This window comes from Carbonicoccus niuqiaonis (assembly GCF_050157065.1).
GTDB lineage: Bacteria > Actinomycetota > Actinomycetes > Propionibacteriales > Propionibacteriaceae > Avipropionibacterium.
The window spans coordinates 321,931-342,371 of record NZ_CP189573.1 but is presented as its reverse complement, the minus strand read 5'-3'; the positions used below and the strand labels follow the sequence as shown (position 1 = coordinate 342,371).

General features: G+C 69.4%; 16 protein-coding genes and 2 tRNA genes. 9 read left to right on the top strand and 9 right to left on the bottom strand.

What is annotated here, in order from left to right; translation table 11 throughout:
• Positions 1–51 precede the first annotated feature (51 nt).
• Positions 52–963 (bottom strand): NAD(P)-dependent oxidoreductase, encoded by a 912-nt coding sequence (locus tag ACQBAU_RS01480; protein ID WP_465256278.1) that lies wholly within the window; start codon positions 961–963, stop codon positions 52–54.
• Positions 964–1,094: 131 nt separating this feature from the next.
• Here ACQBAU_RS01480 and ACQBAU_RS01475 point away from each other — a divergent pair, with 131 nt between their 5' ends.
• Together ACQBAU_RS01475 and ACQBAU_RS01470 are read left to right on the top strand one after the other, a co-directional pair.
• Positions 1,095–1,460 (top strand): MerR family transcriptional regulator, encoded by a 366-nt coding sequence (locus tag ACQBAU_RS01475; protein WP_465256277.1) that lies wholly within the window; start codon positions 1,095–1,097, stop codon positions 1,458–1,460.
• Between the two features lie 379 nt (positions 1,461–1,839).
• Positions 1,840–3,744: a phosphoenolpyruvate carboxykinase (GTP) gene (locus ACQBAU_RS01470; RefSeq protein WP_465256276.1), complete on the top strand. Its 1,905-nt coding sequence runs from the start codon at positions 1,840–1,842 to the stop codon at positions 3,742–3,744.
• Between the two features lie 75 nt (positions 3,745–3,819).
• On the opposite strand, the gene ACQBAU_RS01465 is transcribed toward ACQBAU_RS01470, so the two are convergent.
• Positions 3,820–3,910: transfer RNA gene (locus ACQBAU_RS01465), tRNA-Ser, on the bottom strand.
• A gap of 143 nt (positions 3,911–4,053) precedes the next feature.
• On the opposite strand from ACQBAU_RS01465, the gene ACQBAU_RS01460 reads away from it, so the two are divergent.
• The 4 genes from ACQBAU_RS01460 (at position 4,054) to ACQBAU_RS01445 (ending at position 7,406) form a co-directional block, all read left to right on the top strand.
• A complete protein-coding gene (locus ACQBAU_RS01460) occupies positions 4,054–5,691 on the top strand; it encodes an LCP family protein (RefSeq protein ID WP_465256275.1) in 1,638 nt (545 codons plus the stop codon).
• A gap of 101 nt (positions 5,692–5,792) precedes the next feature.
• Positions 5,793–5,881: transfer RNA gene (locus ACQBAU_RS01455), tRNA-Ser, on the top strand.
• A gap of 1 nt (position 5,882) precedes the next feature.
• Positions 5,883–6,350 (top strand): hypothetical protein, encoded by a 468-nt coding sequence (locus ACQBAU_RS01450; protein ID WP_434548713.1) that lies wholly within the window; start codon positions 5,883–5,885, stop codon positions 6,348–6,350.
• A gap of 9 nt (positions 6,351–6,359) precedes the next feature.
• Positions 6,360–7,406 carry an NAD(P)H-quinone oxidoreductase gene (locus tag ACQBAU_RS01445; protein WP_465256273.1) on the top strand — a complete coding sequence of 349 codons (1,047 nt, stop codon included), beginning with the start codon at positions 6,360–6,362 and terminating at the stop codon, positions 7,404–7,406.
• A 54-nt stretch (positions 7,407–7,460) separates the two neighbouring features.
• Here ACQBAU_RS01445 and ACQBAU_RS01440 read toward each other — a convergent pair whose 3' ends face one another.
• The 3 genes from ACQBAU_RS01440 to ACQBAU_RS01430 all read right to left on the bottom strand — a co-directional run bounded on the left by ACQBAU_RS01440 (position 7,461) and on the right by ACQBAU_RS01430 (position 12,120).
• On the bottom strand, positions 7,461–8,315 hold the full coding sequence (locus tag ACQBAU_RS01440; protein ID WP_434548715.1) for a hypothetical protein: 855 nt from the start codon (positions 8,313–8,315) through the stop codon (positions 7,461–7,463).
• A gap of 52 nt (positions 8,316–8,367) precedes the next feature.
• Entirely contained in the window at positions 8,368–10,941 is a 2,574-nt protein-coding gene (locus ACQBAU_RS01435) for a DUF4838 domain-containing protein (protein ID WP_465256272.1), read from the bottom strand.
• A 123-nt stretch (positions 10,942–11,064) separates the two neighbouring features.
• Complete coding sequence (locus tag ACQBAU_RS01430; protein WP_465256271.1) at positions 11,065–12,120, bottom strand: LacI family DNA-binding transcriptional regulator; 1,056 nt, start codon at positions 12,118–12,120, stop codon at positions 11,065–11,067.
• A gap of 189 nt (positions 12,121–12,309) precedes the next feature.
• Between ACQBAU_RS01430 and ACQBAU_RS01425 the strand changes: the two genes are divergently transcribed.
• Both ACQBAU_RS01425 and ACQBAU_RS01420 read left to right on the top strand, forming a co-directional pair.
• Complete coding sequence (locus ACQBAU_RS01425; protein WP_465256356.1) at positions 12,310–13,620, top strand: MFS transporter; 1,311 nt, start codon at positions 12,310–12,312, stop codon at positions 13,618–13,620.
• A 248-nt stretch (positions 13,621–13,868) separates the two neighbouring features.
• Positions 13,869–15,248 carry a hypothetical protein gene (locus ACQBAU_RS01420; protein ID WP_465256270.1) on the top strand — a complete coding sequence of 460 codons (1,380 nt, stop codon included), beginning with the start codon at positions 13,869–13,871 and terminating at the stop codon, positions 15,246–15,248.
• Positions 15,249–15,530: 282 nt separating this feature from the next.
• Here ACQBAU_RS01420 and ACQBAU_RS01415 read toward each other — a convergent pair whose 3' ends face one another.
• The gene (locus ACQBAU_RS01415) at positions 15,531–16,019 is read right to left on the bottom strand and encodes an SRPBCC family protein (protein WP_465256269.1); all 489 of its coding nucleotides are present in this window, start codon (positions 16,017–16,019) and stop codon (positions 15,531–15,533) included.
• 28 nt (positions 16,020–16,047) lie between these two features.
• Positions 16,048–16,854 carry a lysostaphin resistance A-like protein gene (locus tag ACQBAU_RS01410; protein ID WP_465256268.1) on the bottom strand — a complete coding sequence of 269 codons (807 nt, stop codon included), beginning with the start codon at positions 16,852–16,854 and terminating at the stop codon, positions 16,048–16,050.
• A 52-nt stretch (positions 16,855–16,906) separates the two neighbouring features.
• Here ACQBAU_RS01410 and ACQBAU_RS01405 point away from each other — a divergent pair, with 52 nt between their 5' ends.
• Entirely contained in the window at positions 16,907–17,536 is a 630-nt protein-coding gene (locus ACQBAU_RS01405; protein WP_465256267.1) for a TetR/AcrR family transcriptional regulator C-terminal domain-containing protein, read from the top strand.
• A gap of 47 nt (positions 17,537–17,583) precedes the next feature.
• On the opposite strand, the gene ACQBAU_RS01400 is transcribed toward ACQBAU_RS01405, so the two are convergent.
• Entirely contained in the window at positions 17,584–19,245 is a 1,662-nt protein-coding gene (locus ACQBAU_RS01400) for an extracellular solute-binding protein (RefSeq protein ID WP_465256266.1), read from the bottom strand.
• Complete coding sequence (locus ACQBAU_RS01395) at positions 19,242–20,342, bottom strand: alpha/beta hydrolase family protein (RefSeq protein ID WP_465259435.1); 1,101 nt, start codon at positions 20,340–20,342, stop codon at positions 19,242–19,244. Before ACQBAU_RS01395 ends, ACQBAU_RS01400 begins: the two co-directional genes overlap by 4 nt.
• Between the last annotated feature and the right edge of the window lie 99 nt (positions 20,343–20,441).

Here is a 20,441-nt window from a genome sequence, read left to right as displayed (position 1 = left end):
TTTCCACCCCAACGGTTCAGTCGGCCGATGGCACACGACCTGACCGCCAGTTCACGTGGGACGCCGGAACTCCTTGATCAACAACGCGTAGCCGTCGCCGTCTGATCCGTGCGCAGCCGCCCTCTCGGCCAGAGACTTGATCAAGGTCGGGAGCTTGGTGCTGATGCCGAGCTCCTGGCTCCCGGCGAGCAGGTGGTCCATCGCTCCCAGATGGGTGGCCAGCGAGGCGTCGGGGTCTGCGTAGTCCCCGGCATCGACCTGCGCGGCCATTCCCGGCAACCAGCTGGCCGTGATGTTCGCCGTCTGTGTCGCGGCCGGCTGGAACGCAGCGGCGTCGACCCCTGCCGTCGCCAGCAGCGCCGCCCCGTGCAGGAACCCGTTGAACACACTCCACATCATCGTGAGCTGCGCCAGGTCGTACAGCGACGCCAGACCCACGTCCTCACCGAGGAAGGTGGGCGCTCCGCCCAAGGTGTGCAGGGTTTCCTCGTACCGGTCGAACACGTCCCGAGGACCGCTGTAGATGACCAGGCCGTCAGGGGTGCCGATCCCTGACGGGGTGGTCATGATCGCACCGTCCACGATGGTGGCACCCCGCTCGGCCAACCACGCAGAGAGCTCCCGGGCCTGGGTCGAGCCGCTGGAGGTCAGGTTCACCACGACTTTCCCGGCCAGGGCACCGGCGGCCAGACCGCCCAGTACCTCCCGGACGGCAGCGTCGTCGGTGAGGCAGATGACCACCAGGGGTCCGGCTGCCATGGCCACCTGGGGCGACTCGGCGCGGACGGCTCCACTCGCGACCAGTTCGTCGGCTCGTGCCGAGGTGCGGTTCCACACGGTGGTGCGGTGCCCGGCAGCGTGCAACGCCGCGGCCAGGGCTCTGCCCATCAGGCCGAGGCCGATCACCGACACGGCAGGGCGGTCACGTAGGTCATAGAACTGGGACTCGTTGTTCGTCGTCATGCAACGATGGTGGGCGTTCACACCGGTATGAAGGTCAAGGCGGAATCACCGAACGGCCAAGAAACCTTGTGGACACAGGATTCCCCGGCTGCCATCGGAGCGGCCGGGCGGGACCGGGATCGGAGACCGTCGTGTTGATCGGAGCGCTGAGCCGCCGCACCGGAGTTCGCACCCATCAGCTGCGCTACTACGAGGCACAAGGACTGTTGAAGCCTGACCGCGGCCCCACCGGCTACCGCGAGTACGGATCGGACGCCGTGACCACGGTGGCCCAGATCCGCAACCTGCTTGCCGCCGGCCTGTCCACGGCCGAGATCGCTGCCGTCCTGCCGTGTGCGGCGGGACCGACCCCCGACTTCGAGCCTTGTGAGGAACTTGCCGAGACCTTCGCCCGACGACTGGCCGACCTGGACGCACGGATGACGTCGCTCGCGCATGCCCGCGACCTGCTCCGGGGTTTCGTCGAGGTCACGCGAGAGACCACTCCCGCCGCCTGAGCTGCCCCGGCCGCCCGGTCGAGCTGGCCGTTCGAGTGTCACGACGACCGCCCCGGCGACGGTCCGTCTCGCAAACGAGGGCGCTACAGCGACGTCCGTGGAGCTGACGTCCACGGATGTCGCTGTGGCGCCCTTGCTTACGACGGTCCCGGCCAGTCAGACAGCCACGATCGGCTCGAGCGACATCCCGGACCATCGCGACACGCCCGGGCTCCTACTGACTCGTGACCCGCTTCACAAGCTCTCCGGCGCCTGCTGCAGGCCGATGTGAGCACCCTCACGTCAAGCAAACGCTTGCGAAATGTAGGACCACTCTGCCATGTGGGCTATTGTCAGACCACTTCCCCACTGGTCCTACCCCACTCTCGAGGAGCCATCGATGACCGCGACCGCGCCCGTCAGGACGACACGACACGACGCCCTCCCCGCGTCCCCTGCACCGGCCGAGACGTACGCGAGCTACCCGGCGACCGCTCCGACTCCCACCCCGACCACCCACCACGAACTTCTCGCGTGGGTTGCCGAGGTCGCAGCCCTGACCACCCCCGACCGGGTGGTGTGGTGCGACGGTTCCGACGCCGAATGGCAGCGACTGACCGACGAGCTCGTCGAGACCGGCACCCTGGTCCGCCTCAACCCGGAGGTCCGCCCCGACTCGTTCCATGCCCGGACCGACCCCGCCGACGTGGCCCGCGTCGAGGACCGGACGTACATCTGTAGTGACGACGAGGCCGACGCCGGCCCCACGAACAACTGGGCCGACCCCGCCGAGATGAAGGCGACGATGACCGAGCTGTACCGGGGCTCGATGCGGGGCCGGACGATGTACGTGGTGCCGTTCTGCATGGGCCCGCTCGACGCAGAGGACCCCAAATTCGGCGTGGAGCTGACCGACTCCGGCTATGTCTCGGCGAGCATGCGGGTGATGACCCGGATGGGCGCCCAGGTGCTGCAAGCGATGACCGCCGGCGGCCGCGACGCCGACTTCGTGAAGTGCCTCCACTCGGTCGGGGCCCCGCTGCAGGCCGGTGCGGTCGACGTGCCGTGGCCGTGCAGCGACACCAAGTACATCTCCCACTTCCCGACCACCCGCGAGATCTGGTCGTACGGCTCCGGGTACGGCGGGAACTCCTTGCTGGGCAAGAAGTGCTACGCCCTGCGGATCGCGTCGGCGATGGCCCGTGACGAGGGCTGGCTGGCCGAACACATGTTGATCATCAAGGTGACCTCACCCGAAGGCCGGTCGCACCATCTGGCGGCGGCCTTCCCCAGCGCCTGCGGCAAGACCAACCTGGCGATGATGGCTCCGACGCTGCCGGGCTGGACGGTCGAGACCCTCGGCGACGACATCGCGTGGTTGCGGTTCGGAGCCGACGGCCGGCTGTACGCCACCAACCCCGAGTACGGCTTCTTCGGCGTCGCGCCGGGCACCGGTTGGAAGACCAACCCGAACGCGATGCGGACCCTGGAGCGTGGCAGCACCATCTTCACCAACGTCGCGGTGACCGACCACGGTGACGTGTGGTGGGAGGGCATGACCGAGCATCCGCCGGCCCACGCCACCGACTGGCAGGGCCGGTCCTGGAGCCCCGAGGAGGCGACCGGTCCGGCGGCCCACCCCAACAGCCGGTTCTGCACCCCGATCCGGCAGTGCCCGACCCTGGCGGCCTCGTACGACGACCCGGCCGGAGTGCCGATCGACGCGATCATCTTCGGCGGCCGGCGGGCCTCCACGGTGCCGCTGGTCGCGCAGGCCCGCGACTGGGCGCACGGTGTCTTCGTCGGCGCCACGCTGTCGAGTGAGACGACCGCGGCGGCGACCGGTGCGGTCGGCGTGGTGCGACGCGACCCGATGGCGATGCGACCCTTCCTCGGCTACCACGTCGGCGACTACTTCGCCCACTGGCTGGCCCTGGGGGAGCGGCACGCGGGCCCCGGCCTGCCGCAGGTGTTCTGCGTCAACTGGTTCCGCAAGGACGAGTCGGGCCGGTTCCTGTGGCCCGGCTTCGGCGAGAACTCCCGGGTCGTGAAGTGGATCGTCGAGCGGCTCGAAGGTCGTGCCGATGCCGTACCGACGCCGGTCGGGGACGTGCCGGTCGCCGACGGCCTGGACCTGTCGGGGCTGACCACCGGGCCGGAGCAGGTCGCCGCCGCGTGTGCGTACGACGCCGACGAGTGGCGTGCCGAGGCCGATTCGATCGGTGAGTGGTTCGAGCAGATCGGGGACCGGGTGCCCCAGCCGCTGACCGACGAGCTGGTACGGCTCCGGGCTGCGGTCGGCTGAGTCTTCCTCGACAAGCTCAGTGGCCGAAGACAGAGGACCCCGCTCGGATTCCGAGCGGGGTCCCAACACGTACGGCGGAGGCGGCGGGATTTGAACCCGCGAGAGGGTTGAAGCCCTCAACCCGCTTAGCAGGCGGGCGCCATAGACCGGACTAGGCGACGCCTCCTCGTGCTCGACGGCGGCGACGGGAGGCCCGCGACCGCAATCGACGGCCCAGCCTACCCAAACACCCCATCACTTCGCCAACGCGGGCGAGCCGATGACGTCCGCAGGGCGCGTCGCTGCCACCGGCCGCGCTACGCTCATCTGGTGCCCAACCGCGACGCCCACGGCGACACCGGCCGGGATGCGGTGATGCCCGCATCCTCGTCCGACCCTGCGGCGTTCCTCGACCACGACCCCGAACCGCGTACGGGCAGGCGCAGCTTCGGCGGCTCGATCGCCGGCACCATCGCCGGCACGATCTTCCCGGGGTTGGGCCTCATGTTCGGTGGCCGCAAGGTGCTCGGCACGCTGATCCTGACCGGATTCCTGTTGCTGCTCCACATCCTGGTGATCGGGGCCCTGGTCAACGGCCGCGGCATGTTGGCGCTGATCCTGAACCCGACCGTGATGCACGTGGCCGGGGTCGCGATGCTCGTCGGCGGCGCCGTCTGGGTCGGCGTGATCATCCTCACCCACATCCGACTGCGGCCCGCCAACCTGAGCAACCGACAGCGCGGCATCGGCGCCGCGGTGGTGTCGGTGCTGGTGTTCCTCGTGGCCGCACCGCTGACGATCGGCTCGGTGTATGCGACGACCAGCGCGCAGAGTGTCGGCAGCGTGTTCAAGTCGTCCAACAAGGCCAAGTCGGCGACCAAGCCCAGTACGGTGCCCACCGCGGTCAACGGCCCGTGGGAGGGCATCGACCGAGTCAACATCCTGCTGCTGGGCGGTGACTCCGACGGCGGCAGCCGTGAGGGGGTCCGTACCGACACCGTGATCGTGGCCAGCATCGACCCGCACACCGGCGACACCACGTTGATCAGCCTCCCCCGCAACACCGCCAGGATGCCGTTCCCCGAGGACAGCCCGCTGCACGAGCACTACCCGAACGGCTTCGGCAACGGCAACGGCGAGGACCCGATGTACATGCTGAACGCGTTGTACGGCGAGGTGCCGGCGCTGCTCGGCAAGGACATCCTCGGCCCGACCGACAACGTGGGCGCCGACGTGATGAAGCTGTCGGTGGGCGAGGCCACCGGGCTCGACATCGACTACTACGTGCTGGTCGACATCCAGGGCTTCTCCAAGATGATCGACGCGCTCGGCGGCATCACCGTCAACATCAACGAGCGGGTCGCGGTCGGTGGCTCGACCGACGCCGGCCGGCCGCCGGAGCGCTGGTTGGAGCCGGGACCCGAGCAGCACCTCGACGGCACCGACGCGATGTGGTTCGCGCGGGGCCGCTACGGCTCCTACAACGGTGACTACGACCGGATGGACCGACAGCGGTGCGTGATCGACGCGATGATCCGGCAGGTCAACCCCACCAACGTGGTGTCGCGGTACGAGGCGATCGCGCGTGAGGGTGGCCAACTGATCCTGACCGACATCCCGCAGGAGGCCCTGCCCGCCTTCGTCGACCTCAGCCTGCGGGTCAAGGACGGTCAGGTCCGCAGCGTGGTGTTCAAGCATGGCGTCCAGGGCTTCAACAGCACCAACCCCGACTTCGAGCAGATGCGTGAGCGCGTCACCCGGGCCATCGGCGAGGCCTCCTCCCCACCGCCGACGCAGCCGGGCTCCGGATCGTCCTCGTCCGCCTCCTCAACGAAACCGCCGACGTCGACGCCGTCCTCCTCGTCCTCCTCGTCATCGTCGTCCTCCTCGTCTTCCTCGTCCGCCTCCGCCACGCCCCCGGCCAGCGAGAACACCGCCAACGCCTGCGCCTACCACCCGCCGGAGTGATTCAGGCCGCCGGAGTGGGTGGCCTGCCCCGGGTGAACGCGGCGCCGGTGGGTCGGCTGGGCTAGGATCGACTGGTCCTCGGCGGTCCTGGATCGCCATCGGGCGAGGTCGCATAGTGGACTAGTGCAGCCGCCTTGAAAGCGGCCGAGCGGCTCAAACCGTTCCGTGGGTTCGAATCCCACCCTCGCCGCGTGCATCACGTGATCAGTCCGCGGCCCCCGATCGGGGGTGCCGTGGTCAGCGGCGTCGGCCTCGTGCTCGGCCTCGCCGGCTTCGTGGTCGCCGAGGCCACCCAGCAGGCGGCTTGGGCGGTGATCGGCGGCGTGCTGTTGCTGGTCGGGCTGGGGCTGACCGGACTCTTCGTGTGGCAGTGGCGGCGCGGCGCCCTGACGGTGGACATCGACGCCACCGGCCTGGTTGCGACCGCCGGCGGCACTCGACAGGCCGCCGGATGGGACCAGATCCGTGCGGTGACGGCCACCGACGATGAGTTGCGGTTCCGTCGCTTCGGCACCTCCCCGGCCCTGGTCGTACGGCTCCCGTCCGCACCGGACCGGCGAGCCGTGGCCGCCCTCACCGACGACGTCGCGCAACACCTGGCGGACCACCACGGGGCAGCGAGCCCGGAGCCGGTGGCGCACGAGGCCGGCGATGAGTGAGGCGCGGGTATGCGTGAAACGATGATGGGCGCGATCGCCGTCGGGGACGAGGACGGGCCCGACGCGCTGGTCTGGGGCGAAGCCGTACGACCCTCGCCGGCTGCCGACGAGGTCCTGGTCCAGGTCGTCGCCGCCGGGGTGAACCGGGCCGACGTGATGCAACGACAGGGGCACTACCCACCACCCGACGGTGCCTCGGAGATCCTCGGCCTGGAGTGCTCCGGCACCGTCGTCGAGGTCGGTGCCGACGTCACCGGTTGGCAGGTCGGCGATCCGTGCGTGGCCCTGCTCTCCGGTGGCGGCTATGCCGAGTACGTGGCGGTGCCGGCCGGGCAGCTGTTGCCGCCACCACCCGGGATCGACCTGGTCACAGCCGGCGGTGTCGTCGAGGTGGCCGCGACCGTGGTGGCCAACCTGTCCCGGTGGCCGGGCGGACCCGCGACCGGGGCCGGACTGACCGCCGGCGAGGTGTTTCTGGTCCACGGCGGCGCCGGCGGGATCGGCACCTTCGCCATCCAGTACGCGAAGCAGCTCGGCGCCACGGTGATCACCACCGCCGGGTCGGCCGACAAGGTCGACCACTGCCGGTCGTTCGGTGCCGATCATGTGCTGCGGTACGACATCCCGCGCGACGAGGCCGACGACTGGGTCAGCCGGGTCCACGACCTGGGCGGGGTGGACGTGGTGCTCGACCCGATCGGCGCAAAGTACCTTGCTGATCATGTCCGGCTGCTGAAGCGTGGTGGCCGGATCGTCACCATCGGGTTGCAGGGCGGCCGCAAGGGAGAACTCGACCTCGCCGGGCTGCTCGCCCGCAACGGATCGATCAGCGCCGCCGGGTTGCGTGGTCGGCCGGTGTCGGAGAAGTCGGCGATCTGTGCCCGGGTCCATGATCAGGTGTGGCCGATGCTGGGGTCCGACGCGATCCGCACCACGCCGACCACGACCATCCCGCTGGCCGAGGCGGCCCGCGCCCATGCGCTGTTCGACAGTGATGACACGGTCGGCAAGATCGTGTTGACCACGGCGGCGGCCGTAGGGCACGGCGCCGCGTAGAGATCGGCGGGTGCGAGCCGCATGATTCTGCGGCCCCGGAACCGGCGTGACCTGTCAGACCAGGCCGTGATCACTCATGAAGTCCTGGGTCTCCAACCACCAACCCTGATTGGGATCCCACGCCGACGAGTCCCAGATCACGACGCCCCGAATCCAGGACCCGCTGGACTGGCGGTGGGCGTACACCGTCTCCAACTGGAGTCGCCAGTAGTCACGCGGGATGAAGGTGTTGCGGATGTCCTCCGGCCCGCTGGCCTGGTAGCGCGGATCCAGGAAGACGTAGGCCGGCTTGGCGTAGATGCAGGCCTGGTCCATGTTGGCCTCGGCATAGGTGACCCAGCCGGTCTGGTTCGCGTAGAAGGTGTAGATCGACGGGTACAGGCTGTCCACCTCCGCCGCCATGCCCTGGCGCCGCGCGTTGTCGGCGTACCAGCCCGCGGTGTCGCCGGTCACCGGCGACCAGTAGTCGCGTCGGGGCAGCATGCGGTACCACCCCAGGTCCATCGTCGGCACTTCGTCGTGGGCCCACTCCATCACCTGGTTGTACCTCGCGGCGTTCGCCTCGAACTCGGCCTGCGGGAGGTTGTTCAGCTCCCACAACTCGATGTCCAGGCACAGCTGGGTCACGCCTTCGGCCGCCTTGGTCGAGACGGCGGATCTGACTTTGGTCTCGTCCGGTTCGCCGGCGGTGATCAACGAGCTCTGGTAGACCATCGGCTGGTTGGCCACCCCGTACGAGCTGAGGTCCGGCCAGCTCGTCCCCGCCTCGAGGACGGTGAACGAGGCGGGGTCGGCGTGCGCACGCACCGGGAGTCCGGCCAGGGCGACACCTGTCGTGACGGCGGCTCCGGCCAACAGCGACCTGCGACTCAGGCCGCCACTTCCCTGCTGTACAACAGTTCCAGTCATGTCATGCTCCTTCGTCGGGGGACGGTTCGAGGGAGTGGGGTCGGGCCCTGCCTTACGCGTCGGTCGTCTGGGTGTAACTGATGTCGGCGACGTGCAGTTCAGTCTGTGCCGCGAAGCGGAAGTACGACATGTAACACTCGACCTCGGCGGTGCCCTCGGGCAGGTTCCGGAGCATGGTGATCTCGCGCCAGGAGCCGATGTCGGTCTCCAGTGCCTTCGACTCACCACGCATCAACGCGATCCGCTTACCCGCGGCGTCGAAGATCAACCAAGTGTTGGTGACGTTGCCCAACGGGTTCTCGGTCGGGGTCGCGCGGAACCAGTACGAGGATCGCAGGAACCCGGGCTTCGCCGGCACCCGCTGCCGGACACCGCCACCGGTGGTGGGACCGACGATCCGGAGGCTGGCGGGCCCGTTGCGCACCACCTCGGTGCTGAGGCTCGGCTCACCGCCCTGCCAGCCGCTGGCGGTGTCGATGATCCACGGGTCGATCGTGCCGGCCGAGAAGTCACCGTTGACCGCGATGTTCTCCGTTCGCCCCTCGGCGATGTCGAGCAGCAACCGCAGCCACCCACGCACTTCATCGGAGGTGGTCTCGCGCACCAGGCGCTCGGCCGTCTGCCACAGCCCGGCGGCACCGCTGCGTCGACCCTGCTCGTGCATCATGCCGCCGAGCTGCCATGCCGACTTCAGTGGCCACCCGTTCCACCCCAGACCGCTCGCCGGACCGCCGGCCCCGTGTCGCAGGATCGGATCGGACTTGAACTCCTCGAGCAGTTCAACCCGCCGGTTCGCGAACGCCACCCGCTCGTCGACCTCGCCCGCCAACTGTTGCAGCTGCTCCACCGCCTCGCCGAAATCCGCCGGCGTGGTCGGGGTCCGGTCGTACGAGCGCACGCTCGCCCGGTAGTACTCGTGCTGCCGGTGCACGATCGTGACGCGCTGCGACTCCCCCTCGGTCGTGGTGGCGGCCAGTGCGGCGTCCAGATGGGCCTGAGAGGTGTCGATCAGGTCGTTGCTGACGTGGTTGAGGTAGTCGCAGTCGAAGTACCAGAAGTAGCTCATGCCCTTGCCGCCCCGGGCGTACTCGGTGGTCGGCATGATGGTGGTCCAGAAGTCGTTCCACAGCTGGTCGAACGCCTGCAGGTGGGGACCCCCGGCGTCGCCGGCGGTGCGGCGGCACCACTCGTCCCGGGCCGCCATCACGTCAAGATCAACATCCCACAGCAGCTTGGCGTACAGGGCCGCCTTCGATCCGTCGCCGAAGTTCTGGTCCATCTCGACGAACACGCTGGTCACGTCGTGGTCGCGCAGGTACTGCAGGGCGCGCTGCTGCGCCTGGTGGTACAGCCGCGGGATCATGATCGGGTTGCCCCAGGCGTAGTCCCACCAGCCGAGCTTGCCGGCACGCGCCGCCCAGCCGGCGATCAGCTGCTTGTCGTGCTCGGCAAGGTCCTCGCTCGTCCAGCCGAACAGGTCCCGTGTGATGTGCGGCACCAGCGAGGGATGCAGGTCGAAGGTCGGGGCCGAGCGGATGTCGTTGTAGGCAAGGAATCCGAGGTGGAAGTCCTGGTGCCCGACCGCGGCCTCGACGCCGGCGGCCACCTTGTTCAGCCAGTCGCAGAAGACGTCGCTGAGCGAGAACAGGCCGTCGGAGTCGATCAGCCCGAGCGCCTTGGTGTCGTCGGAGTAGCCGCCGTTGTCGTTCATCCCCATCCCCACCCAGCCGGTGGCGTCGGGCTCGGCCAGCTGGGCGACCACGTAGTCGACGGCCGGCTGGATCGTGATCGGGTCCTGCCAGCGCGGGTTCCAGTTGGCGTTCAGGGTGTCGCTGGTGGGGATCCGGCGCACCCCGTCACGGACCGGGTAGATCTCGGGGATCGTCTCGCCGTACACCGACGGCGGGTACACCAACGTCATGGCGTGGGAGTAGCGCGACTCCATGAACAGCTTGAGCCGGGAGCCGAACACCGCGTCCGGGTTGGAGTGGGTGTACTCGGTGCCGGTGCCGAGCGAGTAGATCCGCCGGTCGGCGAAGTCGGGCTCCTGCCGTACGAGGCTCGGTGCCGTCCGGACGGCGGGGAGGGACGGTACGGCGGTCCCACCGGGCCCGGGGAGCAGGTGGGCCGCACCGACGATCCGTTCGGTGAAGTCGAGGGTGGCGATCCAGGTGCCGGAGCTGCCCTGACCCAGCAGGGTGACCGCCGCCGGCACGTACTCGGCGCAAAAACCGTCACGGGCCAGCCCGTCGACGGTGCACGCATCGGTCGTCCTCGCGCCGCGGTGCCCCACGTAGAGCGGGGTGAGGCCGGTCGGCTCGCCACGCACCACCGACAACGTCACACCGGTTGCGGCCTTGACGGTGTCGACGATCAGCGTGGCAGCGGCGTTGAGTGTCTTCAGGTCGCCGGCAGGTGCATCCGCGGCGATCACGACGGCACACCGAGGTTGCCCGTCACTGACGAGCACCACGTCACCGTCGGCGGCCCGGGCGACCAGGCTGCCGGGGAGCGCGGTCAGCGCAAGACCTGCGCCGACACCGCCCAAGAGCCCACGTCGCGAGAGCGTGAAGCCCTCGGCCGTGGCGGTGGTGGGGTCGACGACATTGCTGGATTCGATGGACACCGATGTCCCTTTCGCTGGCAGTGGAAGGTCGTGCCAGCTTCCCGTGCGACCGTCCTGCGACACAAGCAAACGCAGCGATCTGATCGAATTCGTCCGTTTTCGGGCGCAACCGGCCGTCGCACCTCAGGGAGGTGGGGCGACGGTCTCGCGCGGGACCAGGGTCCCCTCGAGCTGGATGTGCTGACTCGGTGGGGTCGACCCACCACGCAGCCGGGCGAGCAGGAGTCGTACGGCGGTGGCGCCCAACGTCTCGTACGGCGGCCGCAACGCGGTGAGGGCCGGGTGGCCCCAACTCGCCATGTAGTCGCCGAACGACACCACCGACAGGTCGTCGGGGACGGCGATGCCCACCTCCTGACAGATCTGCAGCAGCACCATCGCGTGCGGGTCCCCCAGCACGAGCAGGGCGGTGTGGCGGTCCGTACGCAGGGCCTCGACCACCCGGTGCGTGAGTTCGGCCCGACCGGGATCGATGATGTCGATGCTCGGCAGGACCGGGGTGACGGGAAGTCCCCGCCGGGCCAGCGCCTGCTGCCAACCGCGTACGTACTCATCGGCCCGAGGCCCACCGGTCGGCACCATCATGCCGATCCGGCGGTGACCGAGGTCGGCGAGGTGGCCGACCACCGCCGCCGCGTTCCGGGCATGGTCGGACGTGACGCTCTGCACGCCGGTCCCGACGCCCGGGGTCGATTCGCGTTCCAGCAACACCACCGGCACCGGACAGTGGTCGAGCCAGTCGTCGAAGGTGTCCCGAGATGGCGCCATGAGCGGCGGCGCGAGCAGCCACCCGGCGGGCGGGTCGGCCGCCAGTCGACGCAACAGGTCAGGGGTCACCGCATCATCGCGGTGCACGTGCAACGCCAGCTCGGCCGCGCGTGCCGCCGCCCGGACCGCGGACACGATCGCACCCCAGTGGAAGTCGTCGGTCGGTACGACCAGGGTCGCCGTCGTCGGCCGCGATCCAGCCCGGGCCGGGGCCCGGTCGGCCAGCGCGGTCGCACCACCGTGGACCCGCACCAGCACACCCTGTTCGGCGAGCTGATTGATGTCACGTCGGACGGTGGTCTCGGTGACTCCGAGGACCCGGGACACCTCGGCCACGGTGACCGACCCGTCCCGCTGCAACGCCTCCATGATCAGCCGCTGCCGCTGCGCCGGAAGTGGATGTCTCGACATGGCTCCTCCCGACGACCGATTCCGGTGACCGTAGCACCACAGCCGGGCTCCGGAGGCGGACATCCACACCGTGCCGCAGGGAGTCCGGGACCGGGTCGGTGGGGGCCGGCACGTCGTTGCCTTGGCACAGTCATCGGTGTTCGGAATGCATTCGTTGCGGGCTGCCGACCGGTGCCATGCTTGGACACTGTGGCGCTCACCGAGTACCGACATGTCCTGGGCGTTCCCGGCGCTCGACATGCCCTGCTGATCGGACTGCTGATCCGGGTTCCGATGACGGCGGCAAACGTGTTGCTGGTGCTGCACGTGGTGCAGTCGCTCGGCATGAGCTACGCCGCCGCCGGGGCCGTCTCGGCCACCTACACGGTCGCGTTGGCGATCAGCGGCCCGTGGCGTGGCCGGATCCTGGATCGGTACGGGCTCCGCCGTACCGTGCTCCCGTGTGTCGTCGTCGGGGCGGCCTGTTGGGCGGTGGCGCCGTGGGTCGGGTACGTCCCGCTGCTCCTGCTGGTCGGGCTGGCCGGGTTGTTCCTGGTGCCGACGTTCGGGATCATCCGGCAGTGGCTGATCGCCTCGACCCCGGTGACCGCGCGCAAGACCGCGATGGTGCTGGACTCGGTTGCCGCGGAGGCCGCGTTCATGATCGGCCCCACCATCGGGGTCGTGGTGGCAGTCGCGGTCGACACCCGTACGGCCCTCCTGGTGGCCCAGGCGCTGAGCCTGTTGGGTGGCCTGCTGCTGTTCGTGATCAACCCACCGCAACGGCATCGCGACGAGGCGAACGAGGCCGACACCACGCCGATCAGCGCCCGGGTGTGGGTCACCCCGGTGGTGGTCGCGCTGCTCGCCGCCGGCGCCGCCTCGACCATCGTGCTCACCGCCGGCGACGTCGGGGTCGTCGCGGCCATGCGGGAGATGGGGTATGACGCGCAGATCGGGCTCGTGCTGGCGGTGTGGGGGCTCGGCTCGGTGATCGGCGGCCTGGCGTACGGGGCGATGCGTCGGACGATTCCGGTCTTCTGGCTGCTGCTCGGGCTGGGCGTGACCACGGTGCCGATCGCGCTCGCCCAAGGACCGATCAGCTTCTGTGTGCTGCTCTTCCTCTCCGGCCTGCTGTGTGCGCCGACCATCGCCGCGACCAGTGACCACCTCAGTCGGGTGGTGCCGGCCCGGGTTCGGGGGGAGGCGCTCGGCTGGCACGGATCGTCGATGACCAGCGGCTCGGCGCTCGGGGCGCCGCTGGCCGGGATCACGATCGACCAGGCTGGCTGGCAGGCCGCGTTCGTGGTGAACGCCGGGATCGGCATCGCGGTCGCCGTGGTGGGGCTGGTGTTGCTGGCGGTCCGGGAGCGTCGACGTCGCAGCGCGGCGGGGGCCGTCTCCGAACCCCCCGCCCATGAACTGCCCACGCCGGTGCCGTCGATCGAGGACACCGACGAACCCATCGGCTACGACCTGGGCGTTGCTCCCGGCGACGAACTCCCGCCCGTGCACCGCTGACGCCGGTACAGCTGGGCGCCACAGCGACGTAGCCGACACATACGTCCAGCTGTGTCGCTGTGGCGCCCCTTCTTACGGATGCAGGCCTCCCGTTCGCGCCCGGCGAGGCCCATGCCGCCGCGCCGGGCTGGTGGGTGATCCCGGGTCATGAAACCCTGTTGTTCCTAGGCGTCGCGGCCGGTCGGCGTGCCGCCGGACCGATTGCCGCTGCGGCGCTCCAACCCACCGACGTCGTCAGAAGGATCAGCGTGACGCAGCCGCAGCACCCGGACTTCCAGCCACCGTCTCAGCAGGCCGGCCCCGACTTCGGGCCGCCGCCGGGGCAACCGCGGTACTCCGGGGAACCCGGCCCACCTGAGCAGCCCGGCCAACCCGACTACGCGGGCCAGCCCCAGTACACCGGCCAGCCCCAGTACACCGGCCAGCCCCAGTACACCGACCAGCCCCAGTACACCGACCAGCCCGGTCAGCCGCAGTACGCGGGGCAACCCGACCACACGGGGCAGCCGCAACAGGTGGGACAACCCGACTTCGCGGAGCAGCCACCGTACTCAGGACAACCGCAGCACGCCGGGCAACCCGGACACCCGCCGCAGTCGGCTCCGGCGTCACGTCCGGGGCAGCAGCCCGATGGTCCGGGAAGCGGACCCGCACCGAGCAAGGGGCCGAAGCTGGCGCTGATCATCGGCGCCGCCGTCGTGGTGCTGGCACTACTCGTCGGCGGCGGCTACCTGGTCGTCACCAACGTTCTGGGCGGCGGGGACGGTCCCGACGGCGGTGGCGGAACGGCCGGTCAGGGTGAGCTGCCTGAGCAGCCGACCGTCGAGGTGCCCGAGGTGGTGACGCAGGTCGCCCAGTCCGCCGGGCTCACCTGCCACGACGAGGCCACGACCCCGGTGAAGGTCAAGGGCTGCTACCTCATGGAGACCGACCATCGGGTCACGTTGCGGGTGAAGGTCGGCGACGACGGGGCGATTCAGAAGTTCACCGTCCAGGTCCTGCGCAACGACGTACCGAAGGCGGAACGGGCCACCGAGATCCGGGCGATCATCGACCCGCTGCTGGATGAGGTGCCCATCTCCGACGCCGACCGGCAGGCGATCCGTGAGGCCGTGGACGGCGAGGTGGAGAACGAGACCGCCGACACCGAATGGAGTTCCGAGGACGGCGGCACCTTCAACGTCCGCTCCAGCGACGACATCACCTCGGTGTCGGTCGGGGAGTCCAGCCTCGAGTTCGTGCCGCGCACCCCGCTCGCCGACAACCACCAGCCCTTCCTCGACGAGCTCGCCGCACGTGGTTGGCAGTGCACCACCGAGGAGATCTCGATCGAATGCACCAACGGCGGCCCGGGCAAGATCGTCGGAACCCTGTCGACGGCCGGCCAGCCCAACAACGAGCCACGCCTGGTCGAGGTCCGGGTGTGGTTCGGCGGTGAGGTGCCCGGCCCCCAGGACCAGCGGATGATCGACGCGTACGAGGCCCTCGCCGCGCTCGGCGAGCGGGGCGAGGTGCTCGCCATCGGCCTGCGCAAGCTGGCCGAGGGCGAGAAGTTGTTCTTCAACAGCGATGTCGAGTTCTACCGCGGGGACTCCTACTACCAGGTGCAGGGGGTCCAGTTCATCTGAGCGAGCGCGGTCACGCGGGCGCGAACTCCAACCAGTACGCGAACGGCAGCAGTTGGTACGTGGCGTTCGCGGCCCGCGCGGTGCAGTGCAAACCCTGACTGCTGTCCGGCGATCGGGGCCTGCGAGATGGCTTCGGACGTGGGTTCACCGGAACACCGAATCATGGTGTCACCGGCTGATCGGGTCCCGCGAGGGCGTTTTCGCAGAGGTGGCTCGTAAAAATGGGCGCCACAGCGACGTACGCGACGCATACGTCCAGCTGTGTCGCTGGGGCGCCCTTCGTCACGAGCCCCCCGCCCGCACCGCGCCCGGCAGGGCCCGGATCGCCGACCGCATCATCTGCTCGTGGTTCCAGACCAGGAGTGGCCGACCTATGCCCGCGGCCAGGCCCAGCAACGTACCGGTCACGTCCACCTCCTGGCTGAACGCCAGGCGCGTGCGCTCCCCCTCCGCCGACACGCACCACCTCGCCCAGCCCACCAGGTCGCCGGCAAGGTCTGTGTGCAGGACGTCGTCGCCTGACGGTGCTGTATCGCCGGCGCGCGCTGCGTGCAGCACCAGGTCGAGGGTGTACGGCAGCCTCGACCTCACCAGCACCCGCGCCTCGGTCGGTCCCAGTCGCGCGACAGCGCGCACCTCCGGCCACCAGTCCGGGTAGTGCGCAAGGTCGGCCAACACCTCGTACGCGACAGGTTGCGACACGTCGACCAGCCACTCGCCGCCGAACCGGAAGTGCCGGCCCGATCCTCGCCGACTCGCGTCGCCTGCCATGTCTCCATCATGGCCCGGGGCGTGGAGGCTACGGCTGCGACGGGCTGGACTCGGCCGGACGACGAGGACGGAGTACGACGGCGACCAGCAACCAGCCGAGCCAGCCGGCTGCCTGGAGCAACCAGAAACCGAGGTCGCCCAGCTCCGACGGCGGCCGGACGAGGTTCGACTGGGCGTACACCACCAGCGTGTTCATCAAGACGTGACCGACGGCGGCGGCCCAGATCGACCCGGTCCGTTCCCGCAGCGCGCTGAGCCCGAGGCCGGCGAAGAAGAGGTTCAGCAGCACGGCGATCACCTCGCGGCCCGACGACTCCCCGTGGCGCAGATAGGCCAACATCGACGGCAGGTGCCACACAGACCAGATCGCGGCCATGGTCGCCGCGGTCGCCCAGAAGCTGCGCCCCCGCAGCACGTGGTGACCGAACCCTCGCCAGCCGACCTCCTCGGCCAGGCACGGCAGGAAGAGCACCAGCGCGGTCACCGGGATCGCCACCAGCACGGCCGGATCGGTCACGCCGAGCCACGGACTCGAACCCGAGAACACCACCACGACGAGCTGCAGCACTGTCACCGCGACGACCGCCAGCAGGGCGAGCCCGATTCCGGCGAAGAGTCGTCCGACCCCACCGGGCCGCAGCGCCCAGACCTCGGTGACCTTCCCGAGCCGCAGGGTCAGGATCAGCACCAGCGAGGCCACCGCCGGGACGAACTGCGCGATCGGGGTGGCGATCGCGACGATGTCGGACGGGGCACCGAGCAGGGTCGGCAGCGAGGCGAACAGCACCACGGCCATCACGATCACGGTGTAGAGCACCAGCGGACGGGGAAACATGGGCACCGACTCCTTCTGTACGCCGTACAAACTCAAGCCGTACGATGGCGTCATGGCGAAGGCGACCCGACGCGGACCCAGGGGTGACCTGTCATTGGGTGCCGTCGTCGCCGCCGGGCGATCACTTGCGCTGACCAGCTCCGCCCCGGTCACCCTCCGCGCGGTGGCGCGGCAACTCGACGTGCTGCCGAACGCGCTCTACACCTACGTCACCTCGACCGAGCAGTTGCGCCACCTGGTCGGTGATGCCCTGCTCGCCGACATCGACCTGACCGGCCTCACCCAGGATCCGTGCCCGTCCTGTGCGGTCGCCGCAGTGGTGGCACAGGTCGAGCGACTCTTCGTCGACCACCCGGGAGTCGCGGCCCTGTTCGCCGCCGGGCGCATCATCGGTCGGCACTCGCTCGCGCTCAACGAAGGGCTGCTCGGCTGCCTGACGCGGGCCGGGCTCGAGCTGGCCGAGGCCAGTCGTGCGGTTTCACTGTTGACCACCCTGTTGCACGGTACGGCCACCTTGGCCGGCACCGACGAACTCACCGACCAGGACCGGGCTCAGCTCAGCGACATCGACCCGGCGGACTACCCACTGACCGCCGGAACTCCGACGACCGATGATCAACTCGCCGATGATGCCGTACGGATCCTGCGCGCGTTCGGCGTACCCGACTGCCAGGATCCCTGACCCACAAGGCATCTCACGAGTTCGCCGACCTCACGAGTTGGCCCCCGTCACGAGTTGGCCTTGGCCTCCGCATACTCGGCAGCCATCTGGTCGCCCACCTTGGACTTCCACTCCGAGACGAACTCGTCCCACGCGGTCAGCGGCTTCTCGCCCTGCATGATGGAGCGTTGGACGTCCAGCATCTCCTTGGTCATCGTGGCGGCCTTGGTGACCTCGGTCTCGGAGTAGAGCCCGCCCGCCGGATTGTCCAGACCGTCCGGGATCACCCGGTTGACGTAGTCGTGCTGGGCGTCGACGTACTCCTTGTTGCCCGCGCCGTACAGCACGCTGGCGTAGTTGCCACCGCAGTAGCGCAGGTGCGTGGGAACCTGCGGCGCCTCCTCCAGCTTCATCGGTTCCCCGTCCCGCATCTCGTAGCTGTAGGTCTCCACGCCGTAGTTGAGGTCGACGAACTGCTGGGTCCCGAACGGGGAGGCCAGGAAGTCGGCCACCTGCAGCATCTGCTCGAGCCGCTCACCCTCGGCCTGCTTGAACGCCATGAACGCCTCGTACGCCGGCGACGACTTGTGCACCGGCGCTGCTCCACCGTCCCAGGCCGGCACCTCCACGTTGATGTACTCCCAGTCGACGTCGAACCGTGACTGCCGGGTCCACCCGGAGAAGCCCTGGATGTACAGCGCGGTCACGCCCGACGTCCACCAGGTGCCGTTGTTCCCCGGATCCGAGAAGGAGTTGGGATGCAGGTAGCCGGCCGCGATGATCTCCTTCGACCGCTCCAGCGCCTCCTTCATCTCCTCGGTCTCGTTCTCGTGGACGAACGTGTCGCCGTCGAGCTTCCACACGTTCGGGCCGCCCACCATCTGCTTCACGATGCTCAGCAGCCAGGCCGTCGGGTTGGCGCCCATCGAGAACTCGTTCTTCTCACGACGGGTCAGCTGCTCGAGCAGGTCGAGGAAGTCCTGCCCGTCGCGCAGGTTGATCGCATGTGGGTCGACACCACGCGCCTCGACCGTGTCGCTGCGGGCGGTGATCACCTTGCCGGCCGGGGGCAGCGGCATCGGGATGCCGAACAGTCGTCCGTTGATGGTCGGTACGCTCCACGCGGCGGTCGGGATGTTCGCCAGCCCGGGGTACTTCGAGACCCCGTCCCCACCCAGCACGTCCGACAGGTCGGTGAAGTTCGCCTCGAGCAGCCTCGGCAGTTCGGCCACCGGGACGATCATGCACATGTCGGGCAGGTCACCGCTGGCCATCGTCACCTGGAACTTGCTGGTGTACTCCGGGTACCCGCCGTACACCATCTGCAACGGTGCGCCGATCTGCTTCACGATGTTCTGGAAGTTCTGGTTCTCACTGTCCGGCACGTTGTTGGGCGGCCCCTGCACCAGGGCGCTGATCGGGTCACCGGCCGGCAGCGGGTAGCCGTCGCGGACGATCGGCGGGTCCGGATAGCTGTAGACCCCTGGCGGGATGCCCTCGGCGGTCCCTGGCAGGTCGTGCTCGATCCCCGGGAACGGTACGTACGCAGGCACGCTGGCACCCGCACCGGCCCCGCCGGCCTCGGTGGACCCGCCGGTCCCACCGGACTGTTCCGTGCCCGGCGCGCAGGCGGCCAACATCCCGCCGGCGGCCACCGCGGCGGCCCCGCCGAGCACGGCCCGCCGCGACACTCCGCGATCCCTGCTCACACCTCGAGCGTTGTTGATCATGTTGCGTCTCCCCTCCGGTCGTCATTGACTGCGTTGCCTGTGGTCGAGTCCGTGTCGGGTGCCCCGAGCCAGTGATCCAGGAAGTCGTAGGACTGTTGCCGGATCTCGGGCGGGAAGGCATGGGGTCCCCACCCCATCAACGAGACGAAGCGGTCCGCGTGGCCCAGGGTCTCGTACAGCCGCCCCATCTCGCCGAGGGCTTCGGTGATCGCCCGCCAGTGCGGGAAGATGGCGTCGAGCTGGCCGGAGTAGTTGAAGATCGGCTTCGGCGCCATCAGGGACGCGATCTGTGAGAACTCGAACGGGACCCGGCCGCGCGCGAGCTCGCTGTTCACCCGGGGCAGATGGCTGTACCAGCCACGCAGGCCCCACCGGGTCGGCTTCAGGTCGTGCCGGAACGGGGCGAAGCCGCAGGAGTTCACGACGGCACCGACCCTGTCGTCCAGGCCGGCCAGGAAGGTGGCGGTGTAGCCGCCCAGGGAGTGCCCGATGGCCGCGATGCGGGTCGGGTCCACCTCCGACATCCCACACAGCGCGTTCACCGTGGAGACCATGTCGACGTGGTTCCGCGCGATCATGGTCGAGCGCGGATGCTGCTCGTAGAACGGTGCGGTGTGGAACGGGTCGTGACCGGGGAACACCCGCTCCCCCGCCGTCAGCATGTCGGGGACCGCCACCACGTAGCCGCGCATCGCGAGCTCCAACGCGTACGGTGTGCGGCGCTCCCCGACCGTCGTGCTCACCGCACGCTTGCCGTCGACGTTCGTGGGGTGGCACGCCACGACGGCCGGACGCGGTTGGTCGACATGGGTCGGTACGAGGATCTCGGCCGGGATGTCACCGGCCGCCCCACCGTCGATGTGGACGTGGCGCCGCTCGATCCCGGCGTCCGGCTCCTGCTCCGTACGCCGCGGCCTGATCTCGCCCGAACCCGGCTCGTCCAGCTCGCCCATGTGGTCCTGCCAGACGCGCAGGATCAGCCTGCGACGTTCGTCCCACTCCTCGTCGGCAGGCAGCACCCGCGGCGCCTCGGGGGCCGCGTTGAGCTCGAGCAGCGACATCGCCAACGGATTGTCCTCGTCGACTTCTGGAGCCATGGCCAGCGGCATCGCATTCGTACGGCCGTCGCCGAGCATTTCCACCGATTCTCTTCCCTTCGTACGGTTTCCCGTGTGGTCGTCGTCAAGGTGTCGTCG

Bases quoted from the DNA above. Each gene is read 5' to 3' on its own strand.
- ACQBAU_RS01440 (WP_434548715.1), bottom strand. From the start codon at position 8,315: ATGACTGGAACTGTTGTACAGCAGGGAAGTGGCGGCCTGAGTCGCAGG.
- ACQBAU_RS01395 (WP_465259435.1), bottom strand. From the start codon at position 20,342: ATGGCTCCAGAAGTCGACGAGGACAATCCGTTGGCGATGTCGCTGCTC.
- ACQBAU_RS01415 (WP_465256269.1), bottom strand. From the start codon at position 16,019: ATGGCAGGCGACGCGAGTCGGCGAGGATCGGGCCGGCACTTCCGGTTC.
- ACQBAU_RS01405 (WP_465256267.1), top strand. From the start codon at position 16,907: ATGGCGAAGGCGACCCGACGCGGACCCAGGGGTGACCTGTCATTGGGT.
- ACQBAU_RS01445 (WP_465256273.1), top strand. From the start codon at position 6,360: ATGCGTGAAACGATGATGGGCGCGATCGCCGTCGGGGACGAGGACGGG.
- ACQBAU_RS01470 (WP_465256276.1), top strand. From the start codon at position 1,840: ATGACCGCGACCGCGCCCGTCAGGACGACACGACACGACGCCCTCCCC.
- ACQBAU_RS01480 (WP_465256278.1), bottom strand. From the start codon at position 963: ATGACGACGAACAACGAGTCCCAGTTCTATGACCTACGTGACCGCCCT.
- ACQBAU_RS01430 (WP_465256271.1), bottom strand. From the start codon at position 12,120: ATGTCGAGACATCCACTTCCGGCGCAGCGGCAGCGGCTGATCATGGAG.
- ACQBAU_RS01400 (WP_465256266.1), bottom strand. From the start codon at position 19,245: ATGATCAACAACGCTCGAGGTGTGAGCAGGGATCGCGGAGTGTCGCGG.
- ACQBAU_RS01410 (WP_465256268.1), bottom strand. From the start codon at position 16,854: ATGTTTCCCCGTCCGCTGGTGCTCTACACCGTGATCGTGATGGCCGTG.